The organism is Bacillus sp. BR3(2024), from assembly GCF_039134555.1.
Taxonomy (GTDB): domain Bacteria; phylum Bacillota; class Bacilli; order Bacillales; family Bacillaceae_G; genus Bacillus_A; species Bacillus_A cereus.
Genome location: NZ_CP152438.1, coordinates 434,579 through 448,602, shown reverse-complemented (window position 1 = coordinate 448,602; position 14,024 = coordinate 434,579). Strand labels below are relative to the sequence as shown.

Sequence of the window (14,024 nt, the reverse complement as noted above, 5' to 3'; positions counted from 1 at the left end):
AAGGAAGGTGAAATTATGCTTGAGAAAATAGTAGAGTGGGTCGGAGGCTTAATTATTGCTATAGTAAAGGCTTTTCTTAGTCCGGTGTATGCAACTTTGGATCCGCTGCCAGTTTTAGTGTTTGGAGGAGAGGGAACAGAAGGAAAGGGGACAAACTTAGATTTCTTATTTTCAGGTAATTCTTTAACCAAAGTATTAGACACAGGCATGCCTGCCATGTTCAAGCTTGTTGCTTTTTGTGTCCTTGTCAGTGTAGTTATTACGGCGGCAAAATATTCGGCAACAGCTATTAATCCTAATAATAGAACAGCATTAATAGAGTATGCGAAGGATTTGATGATCATTTCAATTTTTCTTTGGCACCTCGATTACTTCTATACACTCATATTTGAAATCAATTCTTGGATAATAATAGAGTTTAGAGACGCTGTTAATGTAGCAAGTGGGGGGAATTTTGATCCAGATAAGGGTACTAAATTTCTACAACCTGGATTTGGTGGGGCTGGACTTACCATTACTGAGCTGGGTTTGAAAGGTCATGAAAATGACTATATGTTTATTATATTTGGTTTATTTATAGAAGCTGGTCTCATCGTCTGGGCAAACTTTTACTACTTAATGCGAGCGGTGTCACTATACGTTTTAATGTTAATTGGTCCGTTAATGGTAGGTATGTGGCTATTTCCACAAAAGAAACAACAGACATTATATTGGATACGTGAATTTATAGGAGCGGTGTTCATACAAGCAATTCATGCGATTACCTTATGGCTCATTATTTCTTTAATTGGAGCAGCAAATAGTCCGTTAATCAAATTAATTTTACTTGCTATGTTTATCCCAATAGGTGAGATTGTGAAAAGTTTTATTGGCCTTAGTACCAATGCATCAGGTGGTATTCATAGAGCAGGTACGATGATGGGTATGGGTGCTTTAGCAAGTGTGGCTGGACTGGTTAAAGGTGTTCGTGATGACTATCGTAATTCAAAAGCAAAACCTGATGATAAAGGGGATAAAGAAAAGACAAAAGAAGATGCTGATAACCCGAAAGATGCATTAGGAGCGAATTTAGGGACAGATGTTGGTACAACATCTCGTGCAGCTCGTATGTTAAAAGCTGGTCAAATTGGAAGTTCAATTGGTAAAGCGGCTGGTGGACTTGCAGGTATGACAGCAGGAGCTGGTCTTGGACCAGAAGGAATGGCAATAGGGACATTCGCTGGCAGTAAAGCGGGCGGATTTACTGGTGCAGTTACTGGAAGATCTGCTGCTGCAGTTGGCGAAGGGGCTGTAGCCTTAGGAAAACATATTGGTTCCAGTGTAAAGAAGGGTGCGGACACGTATTCAAATCTAAATGGCGAATCTTATCCGGAACTAACCGATGAAGATATCGCACAGGATTTAGCTACAAAAGACTTTGAAAATTGGAAAGCAGATAATCCGGATTCTGCAGTGGCAAGTCGCTTGAAACAAGCATTCCCTGGTGCGTCCGATGCGGAGATTGCTAAAAAAGTAGCGAAAACAAATAGTGATCAAATGTCTCGTTTCTCAAATCAGCGGAAACAGGATTTACAAAATATGAAGAAAGCCGCTACACCATATGGAAATGCTAGAGATTTAGTAAAGGCTGCAACGAATGCATTCCAAAAGGGTTATGAGGCAGACCATAAAGATACGTTTATGAGTCAGTTACCAGAAAATATGTCAGCAGAAGAGAAAGAGAACCATTGGAACGACCATCTGAACACAAAAGTACAAGGATTTAGAAACCACGCAGAACAAGCTGCAACAAAAGCAGGAGCCATGCCAGTTGATGCGAAGGACAAACAAGGAAATAATCTGTTTGATAAGTCCTATGTGAATAAAGATGCGTTTGCTTCCCGACTTGCATTAGGAAAAGTCGGAAAAGCAGTCGAGGATGTAAAAGGAGAAACGTTGGAAAGTGGCCATCAAAATATGGGACAAGTCGGTGCTCTTGTCGGTGCTTCTACTGCTGCATTTAAGAAAGCGTATAGTGCAGACCATAAGGCTGGATTTATGAAACAATTCCCTGCAGATATGCCGCAACAAGAAAAAGAAGCAGCATGGAATAAGCATTTAGATCAAAAAGTACAAGGCTTCAAAAATTATGCACAACAAGCGGCGGAATCAGCTGGTATTGTACAGCAAAAAGACGGTACAAACTATGCGAATAAAGAAGCTTTCGCTTCTCATTTATCACAACAGTTACAAAAAGATCCTGGTTTAAATGCTATGGGTATATCCAGTTCGGCAGGTATTCAGAAGGCAGTTAATGGTGTGAAAACACACGGTTTGACAAGTGGAAATGGAAGTCAGCAAGCAAAACAAGTAAGTAATGTTGGGAACCTAGTACAAGCCTCTACAGAATCCTTTAAACAGGGCTATGCAGCAGAACAACAGGCAAGCTTTATGAAAAAGTTGTCTCCAACTATGTCTCAACCACAAAAAGAGCAAGCTTGGCAGTCGCACCTAAATGAAAAAGGAAATGAATTTAAAGCAGTTGCACAACAAGCGGCAATACAAGCGGGAGCGATGCCCGTACAGGCAAAAGATACGAGTGGTAAGAGTCTACATAATCAATCCTATATTAATAAAGATGCCTTTACTTCGCAATTAACAAAAGGTTTACAAAGCCATGCAAGTCTTGGAAAGGTAAGCCAACAAGTAGGTTCTGGAATTACTAGTGCGATTCAAGGTGTTCGTTCACATGGTGTTGAGACAGGTGGCGCAATCAATAAAGCTGTATATGCAGCGACACAAACGCAAGCGAGTATAGCACGTGCAGGAGGTTTTTCCGTTGCGGAAATTGAACGCTCTTATGCAGATGCATCAACAAGTGTAGCGAACATTGCACAAAGTGCTGGTAAAATGTCTATCCCAACTTCCGCAGTGGGACGTATGACACAGCAAAGTACAAAACTCGGCATGAGTGTAATGGAAGGTGCGAAACACCTTATGCTTGCGGATCGCATTGATACAGTATCAAATGCATACTTAAGTGCCGCGAGTGCTGTACAACAATCCGGAGGGAATGCAGTACAAAGAGTGATAAGTGGGACTACTGCTGCTGTTAATACATCATTAGGTGGGAATGCAGCAGAGCGTCACTATAATGTGACAAAAGGCTTAAGTTACGCTGCAGGTGTGATTGGTGGTGCGGGCGCTTATCAAGCAACTGCACGTATGGTAAGTAAACATAATCCGTATAACAGTGCAGTCCGTACAGAAGCAAAAGAGATTCAGGAAATTCAACAGATGGTACCGACAACAACAGATCATACAGGCGCGCAATCGATTGTAAAAGGTGCCGTACGTCTTGTGACGACAAATAATAAATCTTGGATTGAAGCAAAAGACGCTAGTGGTATGACGCAAGTTGTATCTCGTTATGGTAGTGGAGATAGCAGTATACGATCTGGACAAGTCGTATATCAGGACTTAAATATTTCAGATGGACAATTAACGCAGTATCGTAATGGTGCGAAAGCATCTCCGGCTTATATACAAGATTCAAGTGGTGGAAAAATCAATATCAATCGCTCAATCAATGTAAATCCAAATCAATTAGTAGGAAACCAAAATCAAAGACCGTTACAACAGAAACCGGTATTTAATGAACCACCACTTACGGTCAATCACAAAGTAGACAATGGTCACTTCTATATGTCTGATTTAGACCAAGGTGGCTATAAGAATGTACAAATGGTTGTAGAAAGAGATCGTAGTTACATGGTTGCGACAACAACAGACGGTACAGTGTCACGTATTTCGCCGTTCGGAAAAGGAGATACGCGCTTACAAGCAAACCAAAGGATTGAAAGAGTCTGTGAAGTGAAGGACAGTAGTATTAAGCCAAGAGAAGAAATCCTAGTAACACATACACAGGACGAAGTTGTTCGTACAGAGACGCATTTAAATTTATCAGAACATGACCCACAAAATCTGATTCCATTTGCGCCAAACCCTCGCTTAGCACAGCGAAGAGGAAGAAATTCTCAAAATGGAAAATATGGTGTGATAAGTCTATGAGTCAAAATCCTAACGATCCAAATGAACAGAAAAAAAGTAATCCTTTAAAAGATGTAGCTTCCCACTTTATTAAGAAAAAAGGGATGCAAGCGCGCGGGAAGATGGCAAAATTGGCAGGAAAAGCAGGAAGGGCGGCAGCGAAAGCTGCTGCCAAAATGCTAAAAGCAGGTATATTAAAAATTGTGGGTGCTGTTGTGGCAGCGGTTGGAGTACCTGCCGCTTTAATTATGGGAGTAATTATTGCTGTGTGTGTGATTTTAGTCTCTTTTGTACCTTTTACCGATGATGAAGGTAAGACAGAGGAACAAGTAAAAAAATATATGGAAGTTTCAATGGCATTGAATGTGGATTGGAAAGAGGTTGTCGCATTTGATATGGCGCGATACGATAATGATTTGACTGGTAAAGATCCGCACGATGCTATATCATATTTCTTGGATATCCAATATGAAGAATATACGGAAAAAGAGGTATGCGAGGCAGGACCGAATGGTCCTTGCGAAAAAAAGAAAAAGGAGATGCAAAAAACAAAATCTGAAAATTACTCCGGACCAGATGTAAAAAAGATATTAGGAGATACAGATTTTAAGAAAAAAATAGATGAGATTAATGCGAGTGGAAGTAAAAAAGTGACAACATCTTCTCATGGGCTAGAGAAAGCGATGGAACTCGCAAAGTTTAGTAAAAGTCAAAAAGAGCGTGCGCGTGAGATATTAGAAGCCGGGATGTTAGAAGGTATGTATGGACATCTTGCTCCTACTACTGGTGGATTTATTGGTGGTATGTGTGTAGGTAATGTGAGTCCTGGCGGAGAGCCTGTTAACCTTAATGCAAAAGTTACAGGATATCTTCCTAAGATTAAAGAAATGGCAGAAAAACATGGTGTTGCTCAATATGTTGGTATTTTGGCTGCTCAAATGATGCAGGAGTCACAAGGAGAGGGAAATGACCCGATGCAAGCGGCAGAAGGGAGTCATGGAAACTTAAGTTCATATTGTGTAGGTCTAAAAGGAAGTGCCCGTATAGGGTGTATTAAAGACCCGAATATTTCCATTGAAGCAGGCGTACAAGAATTTAAAGATGTGTTAGGAAAGGCAAATGGAGATATAGCACTTGCCTTACAGAGTTATAATTACGGTCCTGGATTTATTAGTTATGCATTAGCAAGAGGTGGATATTCAGAAGAAACAGCTATTGCGTTTTCTAGGGAGCATGCTGATGAAAATAGAGCTGGGTGCAAAGATCCAAACAATTTTAGAACTAAAGTCGGAGCGTGCTATGGGGATTATACTTACGTTTCTAAAGTTTTGAAATATTACAAAGATTTAGGTTGTGTAGCAGATGTATCTGGCGAATGGATATCTGATAAAGGTTGGAAATGGCCAACGAAAAGCGGGCGTATTACAGGTACATTTGATGAAATTCATGCTAGCAAACCGCATAATGCTGTAGATATTGGGGCCATGACCGCCGGAAAACCAGGAGACCCCGTATGGTCGATGGAAGCTGGTATGGTTACGGATAAAACAGGAAATGTAAACAACGGTGGTTTAGGAGTCTATGTTGACCATGGAAATGGCATTGTATCTCGTTACTTACATTTGAGTAAAATCTTAGTTGCACCAGGAACGATGGTAACAAAAGGACAGATTATTGGGGAAATGGGGGGATCTAACTATGTCGGTGGTATTCTTAATATGTTTGGATACGCTGTCCATTTAGATTTCCAAATTCGTATTAATGACCAGCCAACGGATCCAATGAAATTCTTTAAGAAAAATGATGATCCAGGGTTATCATCAGGTGGTGCTCCTACAATGACAAATGCTAAACGACAAAAAGTATTAGAAGAAGCAAAAAAATGGCTTGGGCAAGGGAAAGTGAGCTATGTATCCGGTGCTAGAAATCCAGCTGCAGGTAGTGCAGATTGTTCTGGATTCACACAATATGTATTTAAAACCAGTATAGGTGTCCAGCTAGGAGATTGGACAGGTGCTCAAATTGGACAAGGAAAACAGGTGCCAGATATCGGTCGTGCACAACCAGGAGATTTAATTTTCTATGAAAATCCGAACCATGTATCAATTTATTTAGGAAATCAGAAAATGATTCATATTGGTGATAATAAAGGTGTACAAATTACAGGTCTAAACTATACTGCTAGAGGACAACATATGACGCAAATACGTAATGTTATAGACTGATAAGGGATGAGAGTAGATGAAGAAAATAATCAGGATTTTATCCAATATGCCTCGTAAGTACTTGGTCATATTAGGAATTATCGTAATAGTAGTAGGTGTTGCTACCTATAATACTATTCATCGTTATATAATGAAATTACAAGTACAGGAGGAAGAGCAAGTAAACCAAGATGAAATAGAGATATTTGGAGATAAGCCAAAGGGATTTGATACAAAAGAAGAGGAATATATCGCGAAAACAAAAACAGTAGAGGACTTACTACGAAAAATATCTAATAGTAGTTATGATGTCCCGTATTTGTTTACAAAGGATGGATTTGGTATTGAACCAATGAAAATGACAAGTAATGAGCGTATGCTGGCTACAGAAGCTGTACAACGATACTTCCTAAATGGGGATCAGTTTTACAATGCACGTATTACCAAAATTGATCGTGGGAAAAAAGTAGATACGTTTCATATTGAAGTTTTAATTCAACAGGTAAACTTCTTAGAACCACGACAATTTAAAGTGCAGGTAAACAAATATGCACAAATTGTAACACCAATTGCACAAATTCCACATGGTCAAGAAGAAGTGCCTGTGGATTAAGAGAAAAGCGAGGGTTGTGGATGTAAAGCACAACCCTTTATAAAATTTAAAGAAGTTTTGTTTTTGTTTGGGTAATGGATATTTGTTAGTAGAAAATTAGTAAAAGTAGATTGTGAGATAATTCCTGTGAAGGAAAGAATTACTTTAGCGTAAAGAAACCTTTTCGAAGTGTAATAAAAAATATGATGCTTTCATAATTTAAAAAGTTCCACATGATATTGTATATATGTCTTTATAATTGTACAAATTTGAAAAAGAATTTCTAGGTGATGGTAAATGTCTAAAAGAAGAAGGATGAATATAATAATTTGAATGCTACTAATATATATAAATCAGCTTATGTTATTCTTATTTATTTTATTATGAATCAATTTATAGGAATAATAGGTGTGCAGTTATTGGCTAAGACTGGTTGGTATGATATTCAGGGGAATCAAGAGCAGGCGATTCAACAGATTTTAGTACATTGGGAGCTAATTGGGTTTCTACTTATATTGATTATCATTTTTACCATATATAAGAAGGAATGGGTTTATAAATCTATGTTATCAATTAAATTATCAAAAACCTCATGTGGATGGATTCTAGTTGGAATTGTTTTAGTTTTCTTTGCACAGATAATTGGTAGTTTTTTAGATAAAAGTTTATTTCAAATTTCTACGCAATCAGAAAACACATCTAGTACAGTTGTAGCTGCATCAATTTCACCTATTGCAATTATATCAATTGTAATTCTTGCTCCATTGGTAGAGGAACTGGTATTCCGATATGCTACTATGAATATCTTAATGAAGAAATTTAAAGAAGTAGGGAGTATTGTAATTAGTGCATTGTTTTTTGCAATAATGCATTTTGACTTCCCATTTATATTTGGTTATTTTTTTATTGGTTGTGTATTGGCCTTTGTATATAAACAATCAAAACAATTATTAGTTTCTTATATAGTACATGCTATGATGAATTTTATTGTATTGATGATTCATATTAGGCAAGTATGATTTTGATCTACTATATAGTATTTTTGTAATGAGATATATCTTGAGAAAATAATAGATGATAGATTTATATTCTTAACAAAAATTAAAAAAGAATGCCATTTTCTTTAAATAGAAAGGCATTCTTTTTTTGTTGTTATTATTTGGAAATCATTATTTAAATGGTTTTTCTTAGTAAAACCCAGAATTAACCATAAGGTACTCAGTATCAGCTATTAAAAATGTATAGCTTTAAAAATAGATCAATTCCCTGAATATTCCATAAAAACTTTATAAAATTTACAAATATTCCAATTAAAAGCAATATATGTTAAAGTTTTTCTTAGTTAGATATGATAAAAATTTTAAGGATTATTGTAGAAAAGAGCAGAAATTTAAGGGCTTAATAATTGTATGGAAAATAAAAAACAAGGAGGATATTATGGATTCAATTCTAGAAGGGCATAGGAAATTTTTTAGGTTTCCTAAAAGTTTAGATGTAGGAGAATATATAGAAAATGTTTATATAGATACAATGAATACGTGCAAATTACATGATATTCTGAAAAAACATCTCTTAATTCTATTTTATAGTACGTCATGTGAAGGATGCTTACCTTCAATGGAAGCGCTTAATAAATTCTTAACTAAAGATTCATCATTAAATGTTCTTATTTTAATCGATACAAGCCTAGAAAACTTTGAATATATCAAATCTATATTTGAAGGTAGGGCTTTAGTATCTTTATGTAATAAAGATAAGATGAAGAAAGAATTTAAAGTCAGTGGTGTCCCTAGAACGTATTTTGTCAATGAACTAGGACAAGTGTTATATGCAGAAATAGGCTATCAAGATAATATGTTTGAAGATATTATAACTAAATTTAAATGTATTATATGATATTAAGGAGGACTCCAGAATGATAAAGGGATTTAAAGAAATGTTTCAAAAACATAGAGTGCCACCTCAATCTAATACGAATTATTTAACAGTGGGTAAAATATTACCTGAGAATTTAATGAATATTTCAAATAAGAGTCCTTGGCTACTAGGGGCAATTTCTTTAAGTTGTATGAAATGTATTGATTTACTTCCGAAAATATCAGAGATAGCAAATTCATACAAAGGAGAGTTTGTATTAGTAACTGATGGATCTATTGAAGATATTGAAGAGATAAAAGATTACTTTGGGTTTGCATTTAATATAATCTCCTATGGTGATGAATTGATTGATGAAGGTGGCTTTCAGGAAACGCCAAGTTTTTGTCTAATAGATGAAAATAACAGGATAACTGCTATGAGAGTAATTGATGATATAGAAAATGCAGTTGAATTTCTTTCTATCCTAGAAGGTGAGTCAAATTAATATTCTATCGTCGTGTATCGACTTGAGTATAGCATTTATATTTTTTGCATCTTTCTACATGAAAAGTTATTCTATCCATGGTTTAAAATGTGATTTAATTTTATATAATATTTTACCATTAAAATCCATACTATTTTTTAGTTATATGGTACTAATTTTAGAATTTTGTATTTTTATCATGTTTGTATTAAATATATATTATCCATATAAGGAATTAGGTACTATTGCTTTAATGATCGGTTTTATATTGTTAATTCTCAGAAAAAAATATTTATATAAGTTAGAGAAAACAAGTTGTAGCTGTTTTGGTAAGATGCAGTTTATGAATAGGTCTCCAATTGTAAGGAATTCAATCATCGTAATATTATTAATAATAAAGGTATTGTTACCTTTCTCTTTTCGAACATTAGAAATAAGTTTATTCTTAGGGCTACTTATTGTATATACTGTGCTATTGTACAATCTCATATCTTTAAAAAATAATGATAGGGAAAGATTAAACTATGGCTATAAATCTGATGTTAGTAATTAGTGGTTTAATAGCATGTATACTTATTGTTTATGCACATTATTATAACAAACGGCTACATGTGCAAGAAAAATCTGAAATAGATAATTTAATTGATAGTTTGTACATACCCGAGATGAAGGAATATCATATTCTTTTTTTGAGCTATGATAATTATTACTTTAAGAATATCGATAAACTTCTAGAAACAATTGATGAAAAATATGTTGTTATATTAACAGCACCGATTTGGCTATACAAAAGAAAAGTTAAGCACTGGAGAAATCATATGGTAATCGATAGTACAGATGTGAAAAGCAGTATAGGTTATTTTAAAAAGTCTGAATATGTATATTATCAGAAAGATAGTAAAAAATTATCCAAAAATGATAGCGCTTACTTTTCGTTAATTTGTATGAATAAGGAGAGAAAAGTATGAAGAATAATATTTCATGTCAAATTTTAATAGCAGAAAATATAACGTTTGATCCAAAGGAAAAAAAGCATACTGCTTATAATATCCTAAATAAAATTATTGTTCCTATACTTCCGGCTTCTGTTATTACATCAGTTTTATTCAAATTTCAATTTTCTGAAGAAGATAAATTGGAGGAAATTAATAACAAAATCCTTGTATATAATTCTAACGAGGAAATTGTTTACAGTGGTCAACTACCAAAATTAAAAAATCTTCGAGATAGCAGAATGACTCCTGGTATTGATGGCGTAATAGAAATAAGATTTCCAGTTATGGAGAGTGGCAAATACGAATATGTGGTCTATAGCAATAATCAAAAGATTTTTACATATCCACTTTTTATTGATGTTATTCAAATAGAAGAGAAGGACATGGAATTGTATAAAAAATAGATTGTAATAATATGTGTAATGTAAAAATTGATTACAAGGAAAAATACATTTAGTAGTTTTATAATTCAGTAGTTTGCAGAAAATAACAAACTTAATTATGAAAGGAGGTGAAAAAGATGGCGCCATGTCAATACCTTTTCGAGTTTTGTGCTGGTGATTGTGGTAATGGAAGACAGTTAAAATGGAAAAAGTATGTGTGTGATGATGGAAATAAAGATGTTCAAGTAGGATGTTGTTAATGGTTATTTCCATAGATTGTAACGGGAAGTGCAAATTAAACATTAATTATAAGGGGAAATATACTTAGTATTTTTATAGTTTGTTATTTTACAGAAAATAACAAACTTAATTATGAAAGGAGGTGAAAAAGATGGCGCCATGTCAATACCTTTTCGAGTTTTGTGCTGGTGATTGTGGTAATGGAAAACAGTTAAAGTGGAAAAAGTATGCGTGTGATAATGGAAATAAAGATGTTTATGTAGGATGTTGTTAATAGTTTACTTCCATAGATTTTACTGGTAAGTGTAATGTAAACAGTCATTATAAGGAAAAATACATTTAGTAATTTTATAATTCAGTAGTTTGCAGAAAATGAAAAACTAAATTTTGAAAGGAGGTGAAAAAGATGGCACCATGTCAATATCTTTTCGAGTTTTGTGCTGGTGATTGTGGTAATGGAAGACAGTTAAAGTGGAAAAAGTATGTGTGTGATGATGGAAATAAAGATGTTTATGTAGGATGTTGCTAATTATTTACTTCCCTATCAATTTTTATTGATAGGGAAGTAGTTTTATTTGAACTACTCACCAATTAACGTCCTAACGGACTGTTTGAAGTGGGAGATTCCTGCGAACACCGATGTATCCATCAGTTATCTTAGCAGGCTCTACCCGCAGTCCCTACGGTGAGAACATAAGTATCTTGTACGCTAACTCACCACACTACCTACTTTAGCTTGGTTTTCGCAATTTTGAGAAGCGTGGGGCGATAGAACGTTGAAGATTTTACGGTTGCAACGTTTTTCTGCAACCAACCTCATATCTTCAGTTTTCGAAGAGCAATCTGTACAAGTAAATGATAGCAAATATGTTGGCTTATGCCAACCGACATTCATCTCCCACCTAAAATTGGTGTTTCACACCTTCACATTTTTGAGGAAGGAGTTTTCTGTCGGAAAACGATAAATAATATTAACCATTATACACCAAATAAATGATATAGCTAGAACATAAAGATTTGAAATACGGGGGAATTAAAATGTTTCTAAAAACCTACAAAAAATTTTCAAGAATAGTTTTCATTTGTAAAGAGATAGTGAAAATAATTTATAAAATTGCCCCTCTATATTTATTCACTATAGTATCTTTTACAATCTTCGCAGGGATTTCCCCAGTAATTTACATTTATATTTCGCAAAATTTAATTAACTCCATAGTTAATAGTATTCAAGGTGAAAGATTCCCTATAGAACCATTTGTATATTTAGGTATACAACTCATGTATTTTTTTCTTGAAAAAACTATATTTCATTTTGAAAAGATATATAATTATCGCATGTTACAGCAAGTTGAATATTACTTTAATAATATCAACTTTGAAAAGATAATTAAGCTATCCTTAATTTTCTTTGATGATTCTGAGAATTATAATACATTGATGAAATCCACTTTACATATGGGAAAACGGAGTTGTGAACTGATTAGAAATTTATTACAAGTTGTACAGTCTAGCGTAACAATTATAGGTTTTTTGATATCACTACTTTATTTCCATTGGATTCTCGTTTTATGTATGTTAGGAATTATAATATTATTAATTGCAGTAAATACAAACGTAGCCAAAAAAGGTTATAACCAATTTCTTCAGCAAATCCAAAAAATACGGAAATTAGAGTACCTAGAACGATTATTTAAAACAAAAGAAGTGCAAAAGGAAATCAAAATTTTCAATCATGGTACATACCTTATAAAAGAATGGAAAAAGCTTTATTGGGAATGTGCAAACGAGCAGTATAAACTTGAAAAAAAATCAAATTATAGGCTGTATGGATCGACAGTATTTCAACTTACTTGTAATACTTTATTTATTGGTATGCTTATTTTTTACGTTATATATAAAAAAATTAACATCGGGCAATTTGTTGCTTTAACACAAATGTTTAATACATCAGTAGGTGTTACAAATCAATTAGTAACAGGTGTTAGCGGTGTCTATAGTGAGTCCCTTTTTATATCAGAGTATTTTAAGTTCAAAGAAAAGAATTTTGAAATGCAAAGTAAAAAATATAATATAGATCAAAATTCTAATGTATATAAAGATATTAAAATTAGTGTAAACAATATTTCTTTCAAGTATCCTCATCAAGACTTTTATGTAATTAATGATATTTCTTTTGAAATTAAACCAGGGAGTAAAGTGGCTGTAGTTGGAAGAAATGGTGCTGGAAAAAGTACATTAATTAAATGTTTAACTGGACTATACGATGTTTCAGAGGGGGAAGTTTTATATAATGATATGCCAGTTACCAATGAAGCAAGATTAAAAACAGTTAGTGCAATATTTCAAGATTTCCATAAATATGAAATGTCTTTCTTAGAAAACATTTCTTTTACTAATATACAAAATACAAAACTAAATAAATTGCAAGAAGTTACTCATTTATCAAATGCTAACTCTATATTACAAAAACATAAAATAGAATACGATTCTTTAATTGGATCAACTTTATATGGAAAAGAACTTTCGGGAGGAGAGTGGCAAAAAATAGCATTAAGTAGGGCTATGTATAAAGAGAGCGAGATTATTATTATGGATGAACCTACTGCAGCTTTAGATCCTCTTAGTGAAGCAAAAGTTATTGATAAATTTTATGAAATATCTGAAGGGAAAACTGCAATTTTTGTCACGCATCGCTTAGGAAGTTGTGTAAATGCTGATTTAGTCTTAGTACTAAAAGATGGAAAACTTATTGAAAAAGGAACACATAATGAATTATTAAATTTAAAAGGTGAATATGCAGAACTATTTAATACTCAAGCTAAGTGGTATAAGAATGAACTCGTACTTCAAGAAAATTAGTTAAGAATTATTAAATAAAAATAATGCATTCCTAATTATTTCAATGAGTAATTTTTGATAAAAGAAATAGACAATGTAGGTTCTCTTTTAGGATCTCCTTGCCCATCCGCTGAGGGTTTCGCTCGGCATTTGATCAACTCCTTATCCCCCTTTTCAAGGGAATAGACAAAAACCACTCAATATAAACCATTTGATAAGACAAATTAAATTAAAAAACCAGTTCCTTAACGTATTGGGAACTGGTTAATTTGTGTCCAAATTCAGTTTTAATTATAGATTGCTCTATTAATAAAGAATTTATAATAGTTCTTAAAATTTCTTATAACTAAATATAAAACTGAAATACCTTGTGTTTGAAATATGGTCTACTAGTAAAAAATA

General features: G+C 33.8%; 13 protein-coding genes. All 13 read left to right on the top strand.

Features of this window, described 5'->3' with window-relative positions:
* Window positions 1-15 precede the first annotated feature (15 nt).
* The 13 genes from V7S45_RS29550 (at window position 16) to V7S45_RS29490 (ending at window position 13,643) form a co-directional block, all read left to right on the top strand.
* Window positions 16-4,050 carry a hypothetical protein gene (locus V7S45_RS29550; protein ID WP_342762032.1) on the top strand — a complete coding sequence of 1,345 codons (4,035 nt, stop codon included), beginning with the start codon at window positions 16-18 and terminating at the stop codon, window positions 4,048-4,050.
* Window positions 4,047-6,254, top strand: coding sequence for a lysozyme family protein (locus V7S45_RS29545; protein WP_000081387.1), 2,208 nt, complete (start codon window positions 4,047-4,049; stop codon window positions 6,252-6,254). Before V7S45_RS29550 ends, V7S45_RS29545 begins: the two co-directional genes overlap by 4 nt.
* Window positions 6,255-6,270: 16 nt before the next feature.
* The gene (locus V7S45_RS29540) at window positions 6,271-6,846 is read left to right on the top strand and encodes a hypothetical protein (RefSeq protein ID WP_342762031.1); all 576 of its coding nucleotides are present in this window, start codon (window positions 6,271-6,273) and stop codon (window positions 6,844-6,846) included.
* A gap of 308 nt (window positions 6,847-7,154) precedes the next feature.
* Entirely contained in the window at window positions 7,155-7,844 is a 690-nt protein-coding gene (locus V7S45_RS29535; RefSeq protein ID WP_342762030.1) for a CPBP family intramembrane glutamic endopeptidase, read from the top strand.
* A 418-nt stretch (window positions 7,845-8,262) separates the two neighbouring features.
* Window positions 8,263-8,721: a redoxin domain-containing protein gene (locus V7S45_RS29530; protein WP_000377270.1), complete on the top strand. Its 459-nt coding sequence runs from the start codon at window positions 8,263-8,265 to the stop codon at window positions 8,719-8,721.
* A 19-nt stretch (window positions 8,722-8,740) separates the two neighbouring features.
* A complete protein-coding gene (locus tag V7S45_RS29525; RefSeq protein ID WP_025690462.1) occupies window positions 8,741-9,187 on the top strand; it encodes a hypothetical protein in 447 nt (148 codons plus the stop codon).
* 58 nt (window positions 9,188-9,245) lie between these two features.
* Window positions 9,246-9,719, top strand: coding sequence for a MauE/DoxX family redox-associated membrane protein (locus V7S45_RS29520; protein WP_002006432.1), 474 nt, complete (start codon window positions 9,246-9,248; stop codon window positions 9,717-9,719).
* Complete coding sequence (locus V7S45_RS29515) at window positions 9,691-10,134, top strand: hypothetical protein (RefSeq protein ID WP_000996771.1); 444 nt, start codon at window positions 9,691-9,693, stop codon at window positions 10,132-10,134. Before V7S45_RS29520 ends, V7S45_RS29515 begins: the two co-directional genes overlap by 29 nt.
* Window positions 10,131-10,565, top strand: coding sequence for a hypothetical protein (locus tag V7S45_RS29510; RefSeq protein ID WP_000794395.1), 435 nt, complete (start codon window positions 10,131-10,133; stop codon window positions 10,563-10,565). Before V7S45_RS29515 ends, V7S45_RS29510 begins: the two co-directional genes overlap by 4 nt.
* 116 nt (window positions 10,566-10,681) lie before the next feature.
* Window positions 10,682-10,804: a hypothetical protein gene (locus tag V7S45_RS29505; RefSeq protein WP_000035097.1), complete on the top strand. Its 123-nt coding sequence runs from the start codon at window positions 10,682-10,684 to the stop codon at window positions 10,802-10,804.
* Between the two features lie 131 nt (window positions 10,805-10,935).
* Window positions 10,936-11,058, top strand: a complete 123-nt coding sequence (locus tag V7S45_RS29500; protein ID WP_000035096.1) for a hypothetical protein — start codon at window positions 10,936-10,938, stop codon at window positions 11,056-11,058.
* Window positions 11,059-11,190: 132 nt separating this feature from the next.
* Complete coding sequence (locus tag V7S45_RS29495; RefSeq protein WP_000035098.1) at window positions 11,191-11,313, top strand: hypothetical protein; 123 nt, start codon at window positions 11,191-11,193, stop codon at window positions 11,311-11,313.
* Window positions 11,314-11,822: 509 nt separating this feature from the next.
* Window positions 11,823-13,643, top strand: coding sequence for an ABC transporter ATP-binding protein (locus V7S45_RS29490; RefSeq protein ID WP_088344584.1), 1,821 nt, complete (start codon window positions 11,823-11,825; stop codon window positions 13,641-13,643).
* Window positions 13,644-14,024 lie beyond the last annotated feature (381 nt).

Bases quoted from the DNA above. Each gene is read 5' to 3' on its own strand.
- V7S45_RS29505 (WP_000035097.1), top strand. From the start codon at position 10,682: ATGGCGCCATGTCAATACCTTTTCGAGTTTTGTGCTGGTGATTGTGGT.
- V7S45_RS29540 (WP_342762031.1), top strand. From the start codon at position 6,271: ATGAAGAAAATAATCAGGATTTTATCCAATATGCCTCGTAAGTACTTG.
- V7S45_RS29525 (WP_025690462.1), top strand. From the start codon at position 8,741: ATGATAAAGGGATTTAAAGAAATGTTTCAAAAACATAGAGTGCCACCT.
- V7S45_RS29530 (WP_000377270.1), top strand. From the start codon at position 8,263: ATGGATTCAATTCTAGAAGGGCATAGGAAATTTTTTAGGTTTCCTAAA.
- V7S45_RS29495 (WP_000035098.1), top strand. From the start codon at position 11,191: ATGGCACCATGTCAATATCTTTTCGAGTTTTGTGCTGGTGATTGTGGT.
- V7S45_RS29515 (WP_000996771.1), top strand. From the start codon at position 9,691: ATGGCTATAAATCTGATGTTAGTAATTAGTGGTTTAATAGCATGTATA.
- V7S45_RS29490 (WP_088344584.1), top strand. From the start codon at position 11,823: ATGTTTCTAAAAACCTACAAAAAATTTTCAAGAATAGTTTTCATTTGT.
- V7S45_RS29500 (WP_000035096.1), top strand. From the start codon at position 10,936: ATGGCGCCATGTCAATACCTTTTCGAGTTTTGTGCTGGTGATTGTGGT.
- V7S45_RS29510 (WP_000794395.1), top strand. From the start codon at position 10,131: ATGAAGAATAATATTTCATGTCAAATTTTAATAGCAGAAAATATAACG.
- V7S45_RS29545 (WP_000081387.1), top strand. From the start codon at position 4,047: ATGAGTCAAAATCCTAACGATCCAAATGAACAGAAAAAAAGTAATCCT.
- V7S45_RS29520 (WP_002006432.1), top strand. From the start codon at position 9,246: ATGAAAAGTTATTCTATCCATGGTTTAAAATGTGATTTAATTTTATAT.
- V7S45_RS29550 (WP_342762032.1), top strand. From the start codon at position 16: ATGCTTGAGAAAATAGTAGAGTGGGTCGGAGGCTTAATTATTGCTATA.